11 protein-coding genes and 1 pseudogene are annotated in these 14707 nt (G+C 55.9%); 3 read left to right on the forward strand and 9 right to left on the reverse strand.

Annotated features, from left to right (window positions below):
* The first annotated feature begins 45 nt into the window (after nucleotides 1-45).
* Together JTM80_RS20005 and JTM80_RS20010 are read left to right on the forward strand one after the other, a co-directional pair.
* The gene (locus tag JTM80_RS20005; protein WP_172356665.1) at nucleotides 46-2004 is read left to right on the forward strand and encodes a family 10 glycosylhydrolase; all 1959 of its coding nucleotides are present in this window, start codon (nucleotides 46-48) and stop codon (nucleotides 2002-2004) included.
* Nucleotides 2005-2107: 103 nt separating this feature from the next.
* Nucleotides 2108-2347 (forward strand): annotated as a pseudogene (locus tag JTM80_RS20010) (Uma2 family endonuclease); the annotation flags it as partial.
* Nucleotides 2348-2468: 121 nt separating this feature from the next.
* On the opposite strand, the gene JTM80_RS20015 reads toward JTM80_RS20010, so the two are convergent.
* The 8 genes from JTM80_RS20015 to JTM80_RS20050 all read right to left on the reverse strand — a co-directional run bounded on the left by JTM80_RS20015 (nucleotide 2469) and on the right by JTM80_RS20050 (nucleotide 12439).
* Entirely contained in the window at nucleotides 2469-2681 is a 213-nt protein-coding gene (locus tag JTM80_RS20015; RefSeq protein ID WP_172356663.1) for a hypothetical protein, read from the reverse strand.
* A 37-nt stretch (nucleotides 2682-2718) separates the two neighbouring features.
* Nucleotides 2719-5688 carry an NHLP bacteriocin export ABC transporter permease/ATPase subunit gene (locus tag JTM80_RS20020; RefSeq protein WP_205370162.1) on the reverse strand — a complete coding sequence of 990 codons (2970 nt, stop codon included), beginning with the start codon at nucleotides 5686-5688 and terminating at the stop codon, nucleotides 2719-2721.
* Nucleotides 5689-5815: 127 nt separating this feature from the next.
* Entirely contained in the window at nucleotides 5816-8005 is a 2190-nt protein-coding gene (locus JTM80_RS20025; RefSeq protein WP_315874822.1) for an NHLP family bacteriocin export ABC transporter peptidase/permease/ATPase subunit, read from the reverse strand.
* Between the two features lie 351 nt (nucleotides 8006-8356).
* Nucleotides 8357-9775 (reverse strand): NHLP bacteriocin system secretion protein, encoded by a 1419-nt coding sequence (locus JTM80_RS20030; RefSeq protein ID WP_205370164.1) that lies wholly within the window; start codon nucleotides 9773-9775, stop codon nucleotides 8357-8359.
* A gap of 203 nt (nucleotides 9776-9978) precedes the next feature.
* The gene (locus JTM80_RS20035) at nucleotides 9979-11109 is read right to left on the reverse strand and encodes a cyclic nucleotide-binding domain-containing protein (RefSeq protein WP_205370165.1); all 1131 of its coding nucleotides are present in this window, start codon (nucleotides 11107-11109) and stop codon (nucleotides 9979-9981) included.
* A gap of 57 nt (nucleotides 11110-11166) precedes the next feature.
* Entirely contained in the window at nucleotides 11167-11472 is a 306-nt protein-coding gene (locus JTM80_RS20040; protein ID WP_172356653.1) for a hypothetical protein, read from the reverse strand.
* Nucleotides 11473-11636: 164 nt separating this feature from the next.
* Nucleotides 11637-11927: a CTB family bacteriocin gene (locus tag JTM80_RS20045; protein ID WP_205370167.1), complete on the reverse strand. Its 291-nt coding sequence runs from the start codon at nucleotides 11925-11927 to the stop codon at nucleotides 11637-11639.
* A 296-nt stretch (nucleotides 11928-12223) separates the two neighbouring features.
* The gene (locus tag JTM80_RS20050; protein WP_172356649.1) at nucleotides 12224-12439 is read right to left on the reverse strand and encodes a DUF4278 domain-containing protein; all 216 of its coding nucleotides are present in this window, start codon (nucleotides 12437-12439) and stop codon (nucleotides 12224-12226) included.
* Nucleotides 12440-12707: 268 nt separating this feature from the next.
* On the opposite strand from JTM80_RS20050, the gene JTM80_RS20055 reads away from it, so the two are divergent.
* A complete protein-coding gene (locus JTM80_RS20055) occupies nucleotides 12708-12950 on the forward strand; it encodes a hypothetical protein (protein ID WP_172356647.1) in 243 nt (80 codons plus the stop codon).
* Between the two features lie 66 nt (nucleotides 12951-13016).
* On the opposite strand, the gene JTM80_RS20060 is transcribed toward JTM80_RS20055, so the two are convergent.
* A complete protein-coding gene (locus JTM80_RS20060; RefSeq protein ID WP_172356645.1) occupies nucleotides 13017-14183 on the reverse strand; it encodes a metal ABC transporter solute-binding protein, Zn/Mn family in 1167 nt (388 codons plus the stop codon).
* Nucleotides 14184-14707 lie beyond the last annotated feature (524 nt).

Genomic DNA, 14707 nt, shown 5'->3' on the forward strand with positions numbered 1-14707 from the left:
CTGGGAGCCTGACGAGTCTGGGAGCCTGACGAGTAATGAGTTTCAATGAGTTTCTCTGACATCCAAAGCCATTGGGCAAAAGCGTTTATCGAGGCGTTGTCCGAGCGTGGCATTGTGCGGGGCTTTGGGGACGGCACATTCCGCCCTGAGCAGACGATTACTCGCGCTGAGTTTGCATCCCTCCTGCGTTCTGCCTTTTCCGTTGCGCCCAAGCGACCTTACGTGCCGTTTCAGGATGTGTCGGAGAGTTTTTGGGCTGCGTCTGCGATTCGTTGGGCCTACGAAACCGGGTTCATGTCCGGTTATCCTGACGGATCGTTTCGTCCCGCAGAGGCGATCGCCCGCGTGCAGGTTTGGGTGGCGCTGGTGAGCGGGCTGGGGTTTGCGGCATCGGGTCAGGCTCTGTTGTTCGACCTATATGCGGATGCGGGCGAGATCCCCGACTGGGCAAGACGGGCGATCGCCACGGCGACGGAAACGGGGTTGGTCGTAAACCATCCCGACCTGAAACGAGTGCGATCGCAGCAAGCGGCTACACGGGCCGAGGCGGCTAGCTTTGTGTATCAAGCACTGGTGCGTTTGGGCCAGGTTCCGGTAATCGAGTCGGCGTGGATTGTGCGCTGGGTGCGGACGGTCGCAGTGTCGCATCGGCGCGAGTTTCGGGCGGCGTGGGTGGCAATCGTGTGGAATATTGACTTTCCCAGCGCCCGCACGCTGACCACCGACCAGCAGCAGGCAGAACTGATTGCCATTTTTGACCGACTGCGATCGCTCCATTTCAACGCTGTGATTTTGCAAATTCGCCCTGAAGGGGATGCGCTGTATGCCTCAACGCTGGAGCCGTGGAGCTTTTGGCTGACGGGCACTCAGGGCAAACCGCCCAGCCCCGCCTACGACCCGCTGCAATGGGCGATCGCCCAGTGTCGCCAGCGCAATCTGGAAATTCACGTCTGGTTCAACCCCTATCGCGCCCGCACGTCTCAGCAAACGGTCAACGTTTCGCCCCACCTAGCGGCGACGAATCCTGATGTGGTCTACCCTTGGGGCAACCAGATTTGGATGGACCCCGGCGCGACCGTCGTGCAGGAACGCACCTATGCCGTGATTCTGGACGTGTTGCGCCGCTACGACGTGGACGGCATTCACCTGGATGATTATTTTTATCCTTACCCAATTGCTGGGCAGAGCTTTCCCGACGACAAAACCTATCAGGCCTATCGCAATAGCGGCGGCACGCTCTCCCTGAAGGACTGGCGGCGGGATAACGTAAATCGCCTAGTGCAGCGCCTTTCCAGCAGCATCAAAGCCACCAAGCCGCACGTAAAATTTGGCATCAGCCCGTTTGGAATTTATCGCCCCGGCCAGCCGCCGCAAATCCAAGGACTCGATGCCTACGACCAACTGTTTGCCGACGCGCTGAAGTGGCTCCAGCAGGGCTGGGTCGATTACCTCGCACCGCAGCTTTATTGGCGCATCGACCCACCCGCCCAGAGCTATCCCGTGCTGCTGGAATGGTGGGCAGATCAGAATATCCAGAAGCGTCATATCTACCCTGGCAATAACTTATCTCAGCTTGATGGCAAAGCCTGGGACGTGACCGAAATCGAACGGCAGGTGGCCATCACGCGCCAGCTAGAGAGTAAACTCGCCCTCGGCAATATTTTCTATAGCATGAAGGCGCTGCTGACGAATCGCGAGGGCATTGGCGATCGCCTCCAGACCAATATCTACCGCACCGCCGCCCTGCCGCCCGTCATGCCCTGGCTCCGCAGCTTGCCCCCCGTGCCGCCGCAAAATGTGCGCGTCTTGGGAAATCGACTCGTCTGGAGCAGCGCCGCCAGTGTCCGTTCCTGGACGCTCTATCGCCAAGCAGGAAGCACCTGGACGCTGCAAAGTATCTTACCTGCCACTACAACACAGCTTACCCTGTCGCCCGGAACCTACGCACTGTGTACGGTCGATCGGCTGGCGAATGAGAGCGCGGGCGTAGTAGCAGTGGTTTAAGCAGCAGTAGTTTAAGCAGAAGCGATACAGGGAAGATACTCCGCCAAAAACCACCTGATGCGGCACTGCGCTAAGCTAGAGCATATTGCGCTGGTGCTGTGCGATGACGACTTCTTCTGCGCCCAAAACGGCTAGCCAATCTACAGATATTGCTACAGATATTGTTTATCCCACTGGGGATGGATCTCCTGTGGCAGAAACCTTCGATCATTTGTATGCGCTGCTGATCACGCTAGAAGTGCTGAAGCAATACCTGAGTGGGCAGCGGGCAACCGTCTTGGGGAACCAGTTCTTGTACTATGCCAAGGGCTATCCCCGTGCCCGCACTGCGCCCGATTTCCTGAAGAAATGGCAGATGCGCTACGGCAGGAAACGCTGAGCCGTCAGGAAGCAGAGGCAAAAGTAGAGGAACTGGAAGAGAAACTGGAACGCTATCGCGAACGCTTTGGTGAATTGCCAGAGGACTAGCCCGCATCTTGAAACAGACGCTCTAGCGTATTGATTTGCTGCCATCGATGGCGATCGCGCTTTTGCTTTATGAACACAGAGATCGCCGCGCTCAGCAGCGGAATTGTGAGCAGCCAGAATCCTGTAGCTAGGGGAAAACTGGGCGGCGTGGATTGGGGCGATCGCTGGTAGGCAACGCTGGTGCAAACGGGTGGCGAAAAGGCTTTCATGGAATTCTGAGACGGGGTGAACTGGTTAGCAAGTTTGCTAAACGCGCTGGCGCTGAATCAGTTGGCTAAACAATCCAGGCTGGGTGGCCAGCGCCTCGAAGTCACCTTTCTGCATGACGCGGCCGTTTTGCAGCACGTAGATGCGATTGGCATTGCGAATCGTGCTGAGACGGTGTGCCACTACAATTCGCGTCACGCGGAGGCGATCCAGACTCTCGCTGACAATGGCTTGTGTGCGGTTATCTAGCGCACTGGTGGCTTCGTCAAACAGCAGAATGCGGGGACGCAGGGCCAGGGCGCGGGCAATCAGCAAGCGCTGGCGCTGTCCGCCCGAAAGGTTTGTGCCGCCCTCGCTGACGACCGTGTGCATTCCCATTGGCATTGCCTGCACGTCATCGGCCAGTCCTGCCATGCGGGCTGCTTCCCAGGCTTCCTCCATGCCAATTAGCGCACCGCTGGCAATGTTTTCAAAAATCGACGCAGACATTAGGCGGCTATTTTGCAGCACTACGCCAAGCTGTCGCCGCACAGCCTGCATGTCTAATCCAGACAAGTCCTGCCCGTCGTAGTAGACCGTACCCGACTCTGGCGTGTCGAAGCCCAGCAGCAGCCGAAACAGCGTCGATTTGCCGCTGCCCGATGGGCCCACCAGCGCAATGAACTCTCCCGGCTCGGCGTGAATGCTGACACTATCCAGCGTTAGCGGTCCATCTTCGCGATAGCGAAACACCGCGCGATCGACGGAAACTTGCCCGGTTAAACGACCCGGATCAGCCTTGTCATCCGCCACTTCTGGTACGGCATGAAGAATGGGTAATGTCCGCTGCCAGATGGGTAGCACTTCCATCACATCGATTACTGTAGTGCCGAGACTGGTCGCCCCGCCGATGAACGTGCCGAACGCGGCATTGAATGCTAGAAACGTGCCGATGGAAAAGCTGCCGTCCTGGGATTGGGATTGCTGAAGTAACTGTACCGTGAATGCAAACAAGACGGCTGGGGTCAAGGCAGATAACAGGTTATTGATTACCGCCAGATTGTCTTCAATGCCCTGGGATGCCAGGGTTAGCTTCAACTGCTGGCTATATTGCCGTCCCCAGTAGGCAAAGGCGCGAGTCTCCGCTCCGGCAACGCGAAATTTTGCCACGCCGTTAATGATTTCTCTCATGATGCCTTGCAGTTTGCCCTGGCGATCGAGCAGGGGACGCGCCTTTCGCAGGGTCAGGATACTGGAGATGACCGTCACGCTGATGTTAATTAGGGCAACGAGGAGGGCGATCGCCGCTAGGGGTGGACTGTAGTAAAACAGCAAAAACAGGTTCAGAAGCGAGAATATACCAGATAAAACGCTTCTGAGAATAGTATTGCCCAATTTTTGCCGAATTTGGCTGACGGCAGACACTCTTGTGCTTAAATCACCGATGGAATATTGCCGAAAGAAGGACAGCCGCAGCGCCAGCAGTCGATCCCACACTGCCGCCTGGGTCGAGGCATCGGCAACGGTTTCTAGCCGCATCAGCGCAATGCTCTGGGTAATCTGAAACAGGGTCGCGCCGATCGCCGTAGCCAGCAGCCCCAGCGCGATTTGCAGCAGCAAACTGCGGTTGGCATCGGGAATGGCCTGATCGATCAGCAGGGCCGTTGCCTGGGGCGTGACCATGCCCAGCAGCGTTGCGCCCAGCCCCGCCAGCAGCACAACCCACAGTTCTTTGAAATGTCCCCGCAGGGCAAATTTCAGCAGCGCTAGGGGCTTGGCGACGGGTGGCAGCGGGCGATAGAAGGTGTAGGCGGTGGGCGCAAGGGTTTCCGCAGTGCGGGCATCGCAGATCGTGCGGGTTTGGCGCAGCGGGTCGAGCAGTTCGTAGCGCGAGGCAGATCGAGGCAGCAGCGCCACAGGACGGCCGTCTTCCAGCGAGTAGGCCAGCAGCGGGCCGCCGTCCTGATGCCACCAGCTCTCTCGCAGCGTGACGCGGCGAATGCGGATATGGGAGGCACGGGCGATCGCCTCGATGGGGTCTTTCAGCCGCCGCAGATCTTCTGACTTGCCAGGGGGTGAAATGGCAATCCCCAGGGCCCGCCCCACAGCCCCGGCCGCTTCCAGTAGCGCCGTTTCCGGGTTCGTGGCGATCGCCTCTTGTGCAGAATTCGCAGAAGATCTCGGTGCAACATCAAACACGGTCGATAGTTCATCCAGCGTCCGCGTTACGGCTTCTGTATTGAGATGCTGCCGTTCGCAATAGCGTGCGAGTTCCTGCTCCTGTTCCTGCGCTTCGAGCCTCTGGATTCCCTGCATCACCATTGCTTGTAGGTGGCTTAGTCCAGTCACCAGGGCGATCGCCGATCGGGCATCACTGGTGCTGGTTTCTAATTCTACAATATCGCTAGCTTGTAGCCAGAGATGTCGTTCCAGCGGCAGCCACACCCCCAGTTTCAGCGGCAAACTCGATACCCCTTGCAGCAGCGCAGTTCCTTGCAGCACGCGCACCCAGGTCACTGCACCCTGGGCAGGCTGAAATACCTCGCCTATGCCCAATACGCCATATCGATCGAGGGGCGTTGGCAAGATAGTTGCGGTCATGCTTGCCAGCGTCGTGCCCAACTGATGCACCCAGCCCTCAAGCTGCTGCTGGGCAGCCTGTGGTTCGTCGTGCAGCCATTGGAGGAATTCAGCGGGCGATCGCCCTTTCAAATCCGTCTCTTCCAGCGCCACTGCCATTAGTTGATACGGCTGTTGACACGGCTGCTGACACGGCTGTTGACAGGGCTGCGATAACCCCGGTTCGCCAGACTCGGCTGCGTCGGCTACAAATACGGCCCGGCCCGCGTTGACGCTGAACAAGTATCGCCGCCGCCCGCGTGGAATTCCATCTTGCATTGGCACAGCAAACAGCGCCAGCGAGCCGGATTGTACCTGCCAAACGGTCTGGTGGTCTAGCAGTAGGGGTTCATTTCCGTGCAGCGATCGGGTAGGATGAATCGGCTCAAGCTTTCTTTCTTCTGCCAGCATTCCTGCATTCCTTTTGTCTCGTTTTTTACATGCAATCTGCAATGCAATCTGTGATTCAATTTGCAATGCAATTTGCAATGCAATTTGCATTGCGATCTGTAATACGGTCAGCAACACGATCTGCAAGTTATTCAATCGAGCCGCCTTCGCTGCGAATGAGCTGGAGATAGGGCCCTTCCTGCGTCTTAAGTTGATCGTGGCTGCCTCGCTGAACCACTTTTCCGCGTTCCAGCACAATGATTTCATCACAGTCTCGAATGGTGCTGAGGCGGTGCGCCACGATGAGACAGGTGCATCCGCGTAGCCGCAGGTTGTAATCAATGATGCGTTCCGTTTCTGTGTCTAGGGCGCTTGTCGCCTCGTCCATAACCAGAATTGAAGGATTGCTAACCAGCGCCCGCGCAATTTCCAAACGCTGCCGCTGTCCGCCGCTGAGGTTCGTTGCGCCTTCCGACAGTTCCGCCCCATAGCCCCCTGGCATGGATAAGATAATGTCGTGTACCGCAGCATCCCGACAGGCTTGAATCAACTGTTGATCGGAAAGCGTTGTGTCCCACAGGGTCAGGTTGTCGCGCACGCTGCCTGCAAACAGCAGCACCTCTTGCTCAATCATTGCCAGGGAATTTGCCAGCACAGAACGCGGAAGTCCCTGGCGCGGCTGTCCGTCAAAGTAAATCTCGCCCGCCCAGGGCTGATAGAGTCCGCACACCAGTTTAGCAATCGTCGATTTGCCGGAACCACTGCCGCCCACTAGCGCAACCCGCTGACCGGGCTGGAGCGACAAACAGAAGTTTTCAATCAGCGGCGGTGCAGTGCGGCTATAGCCAAAGGTGAGGTTGTGAATGTCTAGATAGCCTTCAAGTTTGGTGAGGGCGGGAGAGGCGGCGAGAGAATGGGTCTGTTCCGAAGCAGGAGTGGCGTGAGACATGGCAGGTGAGTTGTAGGTGGGTGTCATGTGCTGTTCTAAAAGCGGATCTTTGGGATTCTGCAAAACATCATCTAGGCGGGTCAGCGTCCCTTCCAAATCTTGAAAATCGCCGCCCAGCCGAATCAGTTGACTGACAGGCTGCATGAACTGCTGAATCAGGGATTGAAACGCCACCAGCATCCCGATGCTGAGGTAGCCCTCCATAACGCGGAAACCACCGACAACGAGCAACAGCATGGTGCTGAGGCTGGTCAGAAACGTGGGCAACACGCCGAGTTTTTGATTGAGGCTATCCATGTCCTGACGCGCATTCAGTAGCTTGGCATAGTAGCCGGCCCAGCGCGTGAAAAAGTCTGATTCTAGACCGGATGCCTTGAGCGTTTCGATACTTTGCAAGCCAGACATTGCCACGCCGTTTACCTTGCCCTGTTCCTGCATCAGCCGGAGATTGGTATCGGTACGGAAGCGAGATACCGCCTGTAATGCCAGCAGGTTAATACAAACGAATGCGACTCCGATTAGCGTGAGGATACTGTCATACTGCCACATGACCAGTCCATAGAAGATGACCATGACCGCAGAGATTACCGTCGTTGCAAGCTGACCCGACAGCAAGCCTGCCAGACGATCGTTTAGCTGAACGCGGCTGCTGATTTCACCCGCAAAGCGCTGATCATAAAAGCTAACCGGAAGGTAAAGCAGATGCCAGAGAAAACGGCTGGACATCCCCATTGCCAGCTTGACTCGCAAACGACGGAGTAGCTGAAGTTGCAAGCGTGTGAGCAGCCCGGTGACCGCCGCAGTGAATAGCATCACGAACACCAGCGGACGCAGCCAGTCCTGTCGTCCTTGCAGCAGCACCTCGTCCACAAACACTTGAGAGAAGGCGGGCATTGCTAGCCCAGGCAACACCAGCAAAAATCCTACGGCAACACAGAACATCAGCGAACCGACGGAACCCCGCAGCCGCTGCTTCAGCGCCCGCAACACGCTTGGTTTTTGTCCACCTTTTTGAAACTCAGCACCCGGCGCAAAGGTCAGCACTACGCCCGTAAACGCTTCGCTGAATTCGTCCAAAGAAACAGTGCGCGGGCCCGTTGCCGGATCGTTCAAATAGACCCGCTGGCGATGGAACCCTTGCACGACCAAAAAATGGTTGAAATTCCAGTAGACGATAAACGGTGGCCTCAACCGTTGCAGTCCGGCAAGATCTAGCTTGAAGCCTTTTGCATCCAGCCCATAGCTGCGGGCGGCGTTGAGTAAGTTCGAGGCTTTGCTGCCGTCGCGAGAGATGCCACAGGCTTGACGTAATTCTGCAAGAGAGGCGATCGCCCCGTGATAGGCCAAAATCATCGCTAGCGATGCGGCTCCGCATTCCACCGCCTCCATTTGCAGCACCGTGGGAACGCGATAGATGCGGCCGTGCCCCCAGAGGGTGGTGGGCAGTTGCCGAAGCGTGTGCGGAAGCTGGCGGAGGTGTTGGGGAAGCTGTTTGCAGTGCTGGGAAGCCTGCTGGAGGGCTTGGGAAACCTTTTGAAATCGCTGGGTCCAGCTTGGGGGGGAAGGTTGTAGAAGTTGTGGAGTCATGCTAGGCAGTGTCTTAAAACTTTCTAGGTCGTTGATTGCCTTGAGTCGATCCCCCTAAATCCCCCTTACTAAGGGGGACTTCCGGAGTGGTTCGGCTCGGTTCCCCCCTTTTTAAGGGGGGCTAGGGGGGATCGAAGGGCTTTAAAGCACGCCCTAGTTCATCCCCGTCAGCGATTTGAAAATGGGCAGCACGTAGGAAATGGGCGATCGCGCTTCGGTGGTGATGCGCCCAGTCGCCGTTGTGCCTGCTGTGATCGCCTGGCGCGGCCCGTTAGAAGACGACCAGACATACTGGAGCGTGTCGTCAGACTGCCGCCCCGATTCGCGGGTTTCCAGCCGCACGAAAACAGCCAGATGGGGCTGCTCATTCATCAAGGCAGGTAAGATATCGGGATTGCCGACCAGACTGGCGGCTCCGGCCCGGGTCAGCGGAAACTTGGAGACTTCAAATACCCGCCCTTGAATGCCGCCATACTCTTCCCGCTTAACGGTGGTAGGCGTAAGCTGTACGGCCATCCCTGGCATAATTTTCTTACCTTCGCTGACGGGTAAGAACATCACCCCAACCAGCGGCGTAGCATCGCCCTGAGCCGACAGCGTGAGGATGCTTGCGCCCGCCTCTATCCGCTCGCCTGGTTTGGCAGAGACTTCTAGCACCTGCCCGTCGTAGGGACTGGTGATTTCGCTGTTTTTCTGAAGCTGTAGCTCTAGCTGGGCGATCGCCCGCTGGGTTTCCTGGATCTCCTTTTGCCGCACCGTATTGGTGATTAAATTCTGCTCTCGTCGCGCTGCCGCTTGGGTTTCCAGGTTCTTGATCTGCGCCTGCAACTCATTACTCTGGTTTTCGCTGCGGAGATACTCACGTTGGGCATCGGCTTCCTTTACGTCAAGCTGCTTGAGTTGGGATTCTGCCTGATTTAGCTGGGCGCGGGCGTTGAGGTATTCCTGCTCTGCTTGCAGCACCATATCGCGAGACAGTGCGCCTTCTTCGTGGGCTGTTTGGCGGGCTTGCCAACGCTGTTCGTAGGTGGGCAACTGGTCGCGCAGGGCTTGGAGCCGCTGTTCTAGCGCAATCCGCTCCTGCTGAATGGCTTCGATGCCCTTTTCGCGGATGACGGGCGTGAGGGATTGCACCGTGCGTAGACTCTGCTGGAGTGCTTGCCGCTGTTGGGCGATCGCCGCCTGTTCAAAGCGATCGCGCTGAAGTTGGGCGGTGCGGGCTTCCTCATCCTGCCGCTGAAGCTGGGCCAGCTTTTCTCGCGAAAGCTGCAACTGCTGCTTGAGTTCCGACTGATCCACCGTTGCCAGTACGTCACCGGGCTGGACGCGATCGCCCATTCGCACAGGCAGCGTCAGCAAGCGCCCAGACGTGGGAACCTGAACGCGAATGATTTGACTCGGATCAACGCGCCATTGATCGGGCCCTAACTGGGCAACGGGAAGGGGCACTAAAACCCCCTGTCCTGGAACAGTAATGGGAATGCGACCCAGCACGCTCCAGACCGCACCGCCGATTACAATCGTACCCAGCGCGAGTAAGGACAGCCAGCGCTTGGGACTGACAACCTGCACCAGTTGATCGAGCTGCTCCGGAGAGGCGCTCCGCTCCAGCGCCTCAGTGCGAAACAGCTTGTTTTTTGCAGAGGACTTTGCATTTGAGGACTTTGCATTTGAGGACTTTGCATTTGAGGTCTTTGCATTTGCTGGAGATGGACTCGCAGATGCATGACCGCCTAATGAACTAGATAAAGAATCTGGCAAACGATTTTCTGGCATTACCATTGCAAGTCCCTCCCGTTTTCTTGTTGCGCCTGGATTCGCTTGAGCAGCCACTCAAACCGCGCTTCGGCAAGAGAAATGCGGGTCAGTAAACGGCTACTCAAATCGTCGCGATCGCCCATCAGTTCTGTCCTTTCGTCTGCGGAACCCAGGGTTGCGGCATAAAGCTGATGCAGCATTGCCTCATATTCCGTAGCAAGTAATGTTGCCAGCACCCGGTAAAACCGCGCAGCAAAGCTAGGATCGTGCAGCAGTTTTGCCGCCAGTCGCCAGCGCGGAATCGACAACACCTGCGAATCGCGCAGAGCGCTGGCACAGAGCGTTAGGTCATGGGCATTGACCAACTGCATCTCGCCCACCAGATCGCCCCGCGACAGCCGTGCAATTTCTTGATGGGGTGCAGAGGGATTTTCAGCAGGTGCAAGCGTTTGGGCAATCAGGCTAGACATTTCGACAGGCTGGCTCAGCAGCAGCGCTCCCTCCAGGACAATATGCAACGCATCGGGCGATCGCCCCGTAGACAGCAGCACCGTCTGCGCTGGCAGGGATTGAACCATTCCCACCGTTGCCAGCCAGTCCAGATCGCTATCCTGCAATTCGGCAAATAAGGTAATGGATTGTCGCAAGGGCGATCGCCGGATGGGAAGGTTTTGATACTCGAACTCGCGCACCAGCCGCCGATTTCGAGCCGACATCAGCAGCGCAACGGTTCGATAAAACCGGGACGCAAAGCTTGCGTCTTCCTGGAGCTTTTGTAGCAGCACGGCACGCGGAATGCAAAGAACCTGGCACGGGGACTCAGAAATGACTGAGTAAGGAAGCGATCTGGAATCTAGAATCGTAGCGAGACTGGCAAAGTCACCCGGCAGGATTTGCGAAAGGGTGGTGATTGTCCATGATATTTCCCCGGATTCGGCAGAGGAGGGCTTCTTGGACGAGTAGGCGATTGCCTCTTGCCGTATCGGTGCGGCGATCGCCACCATGCCTTCGAGAATCAAAAACACATGGTCGGACGGCTGATCAGAATCCACCAAAAGCGTTTCTGCGGGAACGCTGCGATACACTGCGGCTTGCACTAGCCAGTTCAAATCTGAGGAATCCAGTTCCTCAAGCAACAAACAAGTCATTGACAACCTCCCGATCGCCATGAGAGCAAGAAATAAGGAATGGACAAGATCCAGTCTCTAATAGCCAAACAGCCTGCCAATGCTGGACAATGCTTTCATCAGACTATTCGTTGAGTCGAATCCCGTCAGATGAATCTGGAACACGGAGAAGCGCGTCTGCGAAGACTGGCTGGCTTGCGATAGAGCCGCGTAGTCCGACTCAGTAGATACCAAAGACAGTTCATCGCTGCCATCAAATCTGACCAAGGTGAGGGATAAATCGACCCCGCCTGAAATTTGCTCTAGATCTTGCTCTGACAACTCGACGGGAGCAGCGGTGGATGGGGGTGGTTCCGCCGGATAAAACTGAGGCGCATGAGACATGGGACTGTCCGAATTCAACACTTAGGCGCTTTACTGCACGGGGTCATACTGGCGCGTTGACAACATTCAACACTTAGGCGTTTTGCTGCACAGGGTCACACTGGCGCGTTAATCGACTCAAAAGGGCGATCGCACGACACCAGCAGTGACCCCTGTAGACTTATCTATTTACCGAGGGACGTGAATCGATTTGCGCCAGAAATCGTGCGCTCGAAGTCGAGGGTCGAAATCGTGCCGCTACCATTTGGGCCCGCAAAGGTCGCCTGGCCCAGAGACAGCCGTTCTTGCCCAAAGAAACTGGATGACCCGTCCATTAGGCTGCTGAAATCGCCCAGGCTCAGACCGCCCGCGCACTCATCCAGATCAGCCTCAGAAAGTTCGGTCATGGCCATGTCGCTGGGGGGAATCTCCTCGATATAGGTTGCAGTGAACCGTTCGGTTTGCATCGATTCCATGTAGATTTCTCCTTAAATGTAAGGTCGGATAATCGGGAGGCGTGGATGTCTCGCCCTCCCGTACTGCCATATTTTTGGTGGCTGGAAGGGTATACAGGTTTTGGATTTTGGATTTGCAATTTTGGATTGGTCATTTAGCAAGTGGAGTAAGTTCTGTATGTTGAGTAGATAAGTTCAAATAAAAAGCGATCGCCCTCCAAAAAGAGCGATCGCCATTTACTTGTGTGGGAAATTTGGGTAAAAATCTGCTGGAACGTCCGTCAGGCGCTCAAGAAACTGATCTAGAACCGCCTAGTTTAGATAGCCAGAACGTTCTCAGGAACAAAACTGGGCTTTGCTTCGGCACGATATTGTGCGCCGCGATAGGTCAGATTTACAAACACCTGTGCAGGCAGTTTAGAGGGGGAGTGCATCGTCATCTCTGCGCCGCGATAACATCCGTTGAAGCTTTGGCTGGTAGTGGGCAGTTGGTTGCTGGCGATGTATTCGGTGCCACGGTAGGTCAGATTCATGGTTGTGTCTCCTGGAAGTGAGGTAGTGTGAGGTGCGTTTCGTTCGATGCTTTGGTTATAGAGCGATCGCCCCGGTCAGCGCGATACTGAAAAGTTAAGGACTTTTTTCCGGCTCAACTCCTTAACTTTTCTGAATAGAGCGATCGCCCTTTTCGTCCTATAAATAATTTATGGCTCCAAAGCGATAGCTCGTCAGCCAAAGGTACGCCTCGACACCCCTCTATAACTTCCTTTACAACCCCGTCTACAACCCCCTCCAAACGCTCCCATGTTCTACACCACTGATGCTCCCGGATTGTCAATCGATGCAACACCCGACCCGTCCCCATTCTCTGTCGCAGAAAGATCCAGCAACCCCGCAGAAGCAGAGCATGGCGGCTGGATCGGGTTTGCTGTCCTGGCAATGCTGATGGCGCTGGGTTTTGCGGGTTTGACCTTCGGCTCTATCAAACTCGCCGAAGGAGCCATCCTATCCCAGCAGAGCATCGTTGGCCCTGCCCTGATGCGCTAAGATTTGTTGCACTGTGGGCTGGACAGCGAGTTAGACGGCGGGCTAGACAGCAAGTTAGACGGCGGGCTAGAACCTCAGACTGACTCGCTGCGGCAACACAGCGCTGGTTTTCTGAATCGTCCAGTGTGGCAAGACCGATTGCGTTGATCCGTCTGTAAACGCAGACACCAGCGCCTTCACGTTCTGCCGCATGGTGGCGATGTAGTAGTCCGGCTGCAAGGCTTCGGGGCCACCTGTTTCCATAGGGTCAAAGGTGCTGATATTCACGTCCAGGTCTTGGGCGATCGCCGCAAACGCATCTTCTCCACTTTGAGGCTCCGTCAGCAGCGTTTTTAGATTACTGGCTTTTACCGTATCCATGACGCGCTTCACGTCTTGGGGCGATGGGTTGACATCGGGCACATCCACTAGAAACTCAGCCTTTAGCCCATAGCTTTCGGCAAAGTAAGGCGCAAAGTCATGAAAGGCAACAAACGTTTTGTTGGCAAACGGCTGGAGCTGTTGAGCAATCTCCTCATCCAACGCTTGCAATTGCTGAATGTAGGCGGCTGCATTGGCGGTGTAAACAGCTTGCCCATCGGGATCGGCCGCAATCAGCCCATCGCGAATAGTTTCAACCTGTTGAATTGCCCGCTTCGGATCGAGCCAGATGTGCGGGTTAAACTCACCGTGATTGTGGCGATGGGCGGTTGGTTGGCTTGCTGCTTCTTCAGCGTGATCATGAGCATGAGCGTGATCATGACTATGGCTGTGCCCGTAATCGTGCGCCTCTCCTTCAATAGATTCAGTCGTAATTGTGGCAATGCCAGCGCTGGAGTCAATCACTTTCAGATCTGAATTTCCTGCATTTTCAATCAGGCTGTCCAAAAATGACTCCATTTCCAGACCGTTTTTCACCAACACATCGGCCTGGGCAATCCGCTGGGCATCTTCGGGGCGGGCTTGATAGTCGTGCGGGCCAACATTGGTGGGCAGCAGTTGGGTGACCTCAGCGCGATCGCCCGCCACGGCCTTTGTGAACTGGGTCATTGGGATAAACGTAGTGACGACCCGGAGTTCTGGCGTATCGGCGGCTGTCGGCGGCTGAGATTCGGCATTGTTGCTGGTGGAAGCAGTGGTGCAACTGCCCAAACCGAGGGCGATCGCTGACGCAACAACAATGGAAATGCGTTTTGGAGAGACATAGCGAATGGCTGAGCTTGCGTGTTGCCAGGTTGCTTTGGCAGGGGTCATAGTACTCATCCTCAGGTACAGGTCTAGTGGGAAAACGATTAGAAAAGCAGCTAGTAGCTATGAGAGCAGCTATGAGAATGATTATCATTTTCTAACGTTATACCACAGAACCAGAGGTGCAGTTTTCCTACAAGCAGTCATTAAAACTGGCTGAAACCCGCGCCATGAAACCAGCGCTATACCGGGCTCAATAACAAAACTTTCTTCTATATCACTGCATGAGATGGCTAAGAGTCCTGCAAGAGTGCATCTCACTTTTGTACCCCTCACCCTAAATCCTTCTCCTGCTCTGGGAGAGGGACTTCAAGCCTCTCTTGCTCCCCTTCTTCCGACTTGGGAGAAGGGGCTTGGGGATGAGGGCGAATTTGCGTAACTGGGATGCACCCGCTTGCAGAACCCTGAGTTGGCAATCCAAAATCGTCAATCTAAAATCCAAAATCAGAAAGTCCCGTCAGATTGGTACTCAGAAACTCCAGGTTTTGCAAAACGCTTGAGCGATCTGCGCTGCCCAAGGAACTTGGGAA

The sequence above is a fragment of the Thermoleptolyngbya sp. PKUAC-SCTB121 genome (assembly GCF_016919485.1).
Classification (GTDB): Bacteria; Cyanobacteriota; Cyanobacteriia; order Elainellales; family Elainellaceae; genus Thermoleptolyngbya; species Thermoleptolyngbya sichuanensis.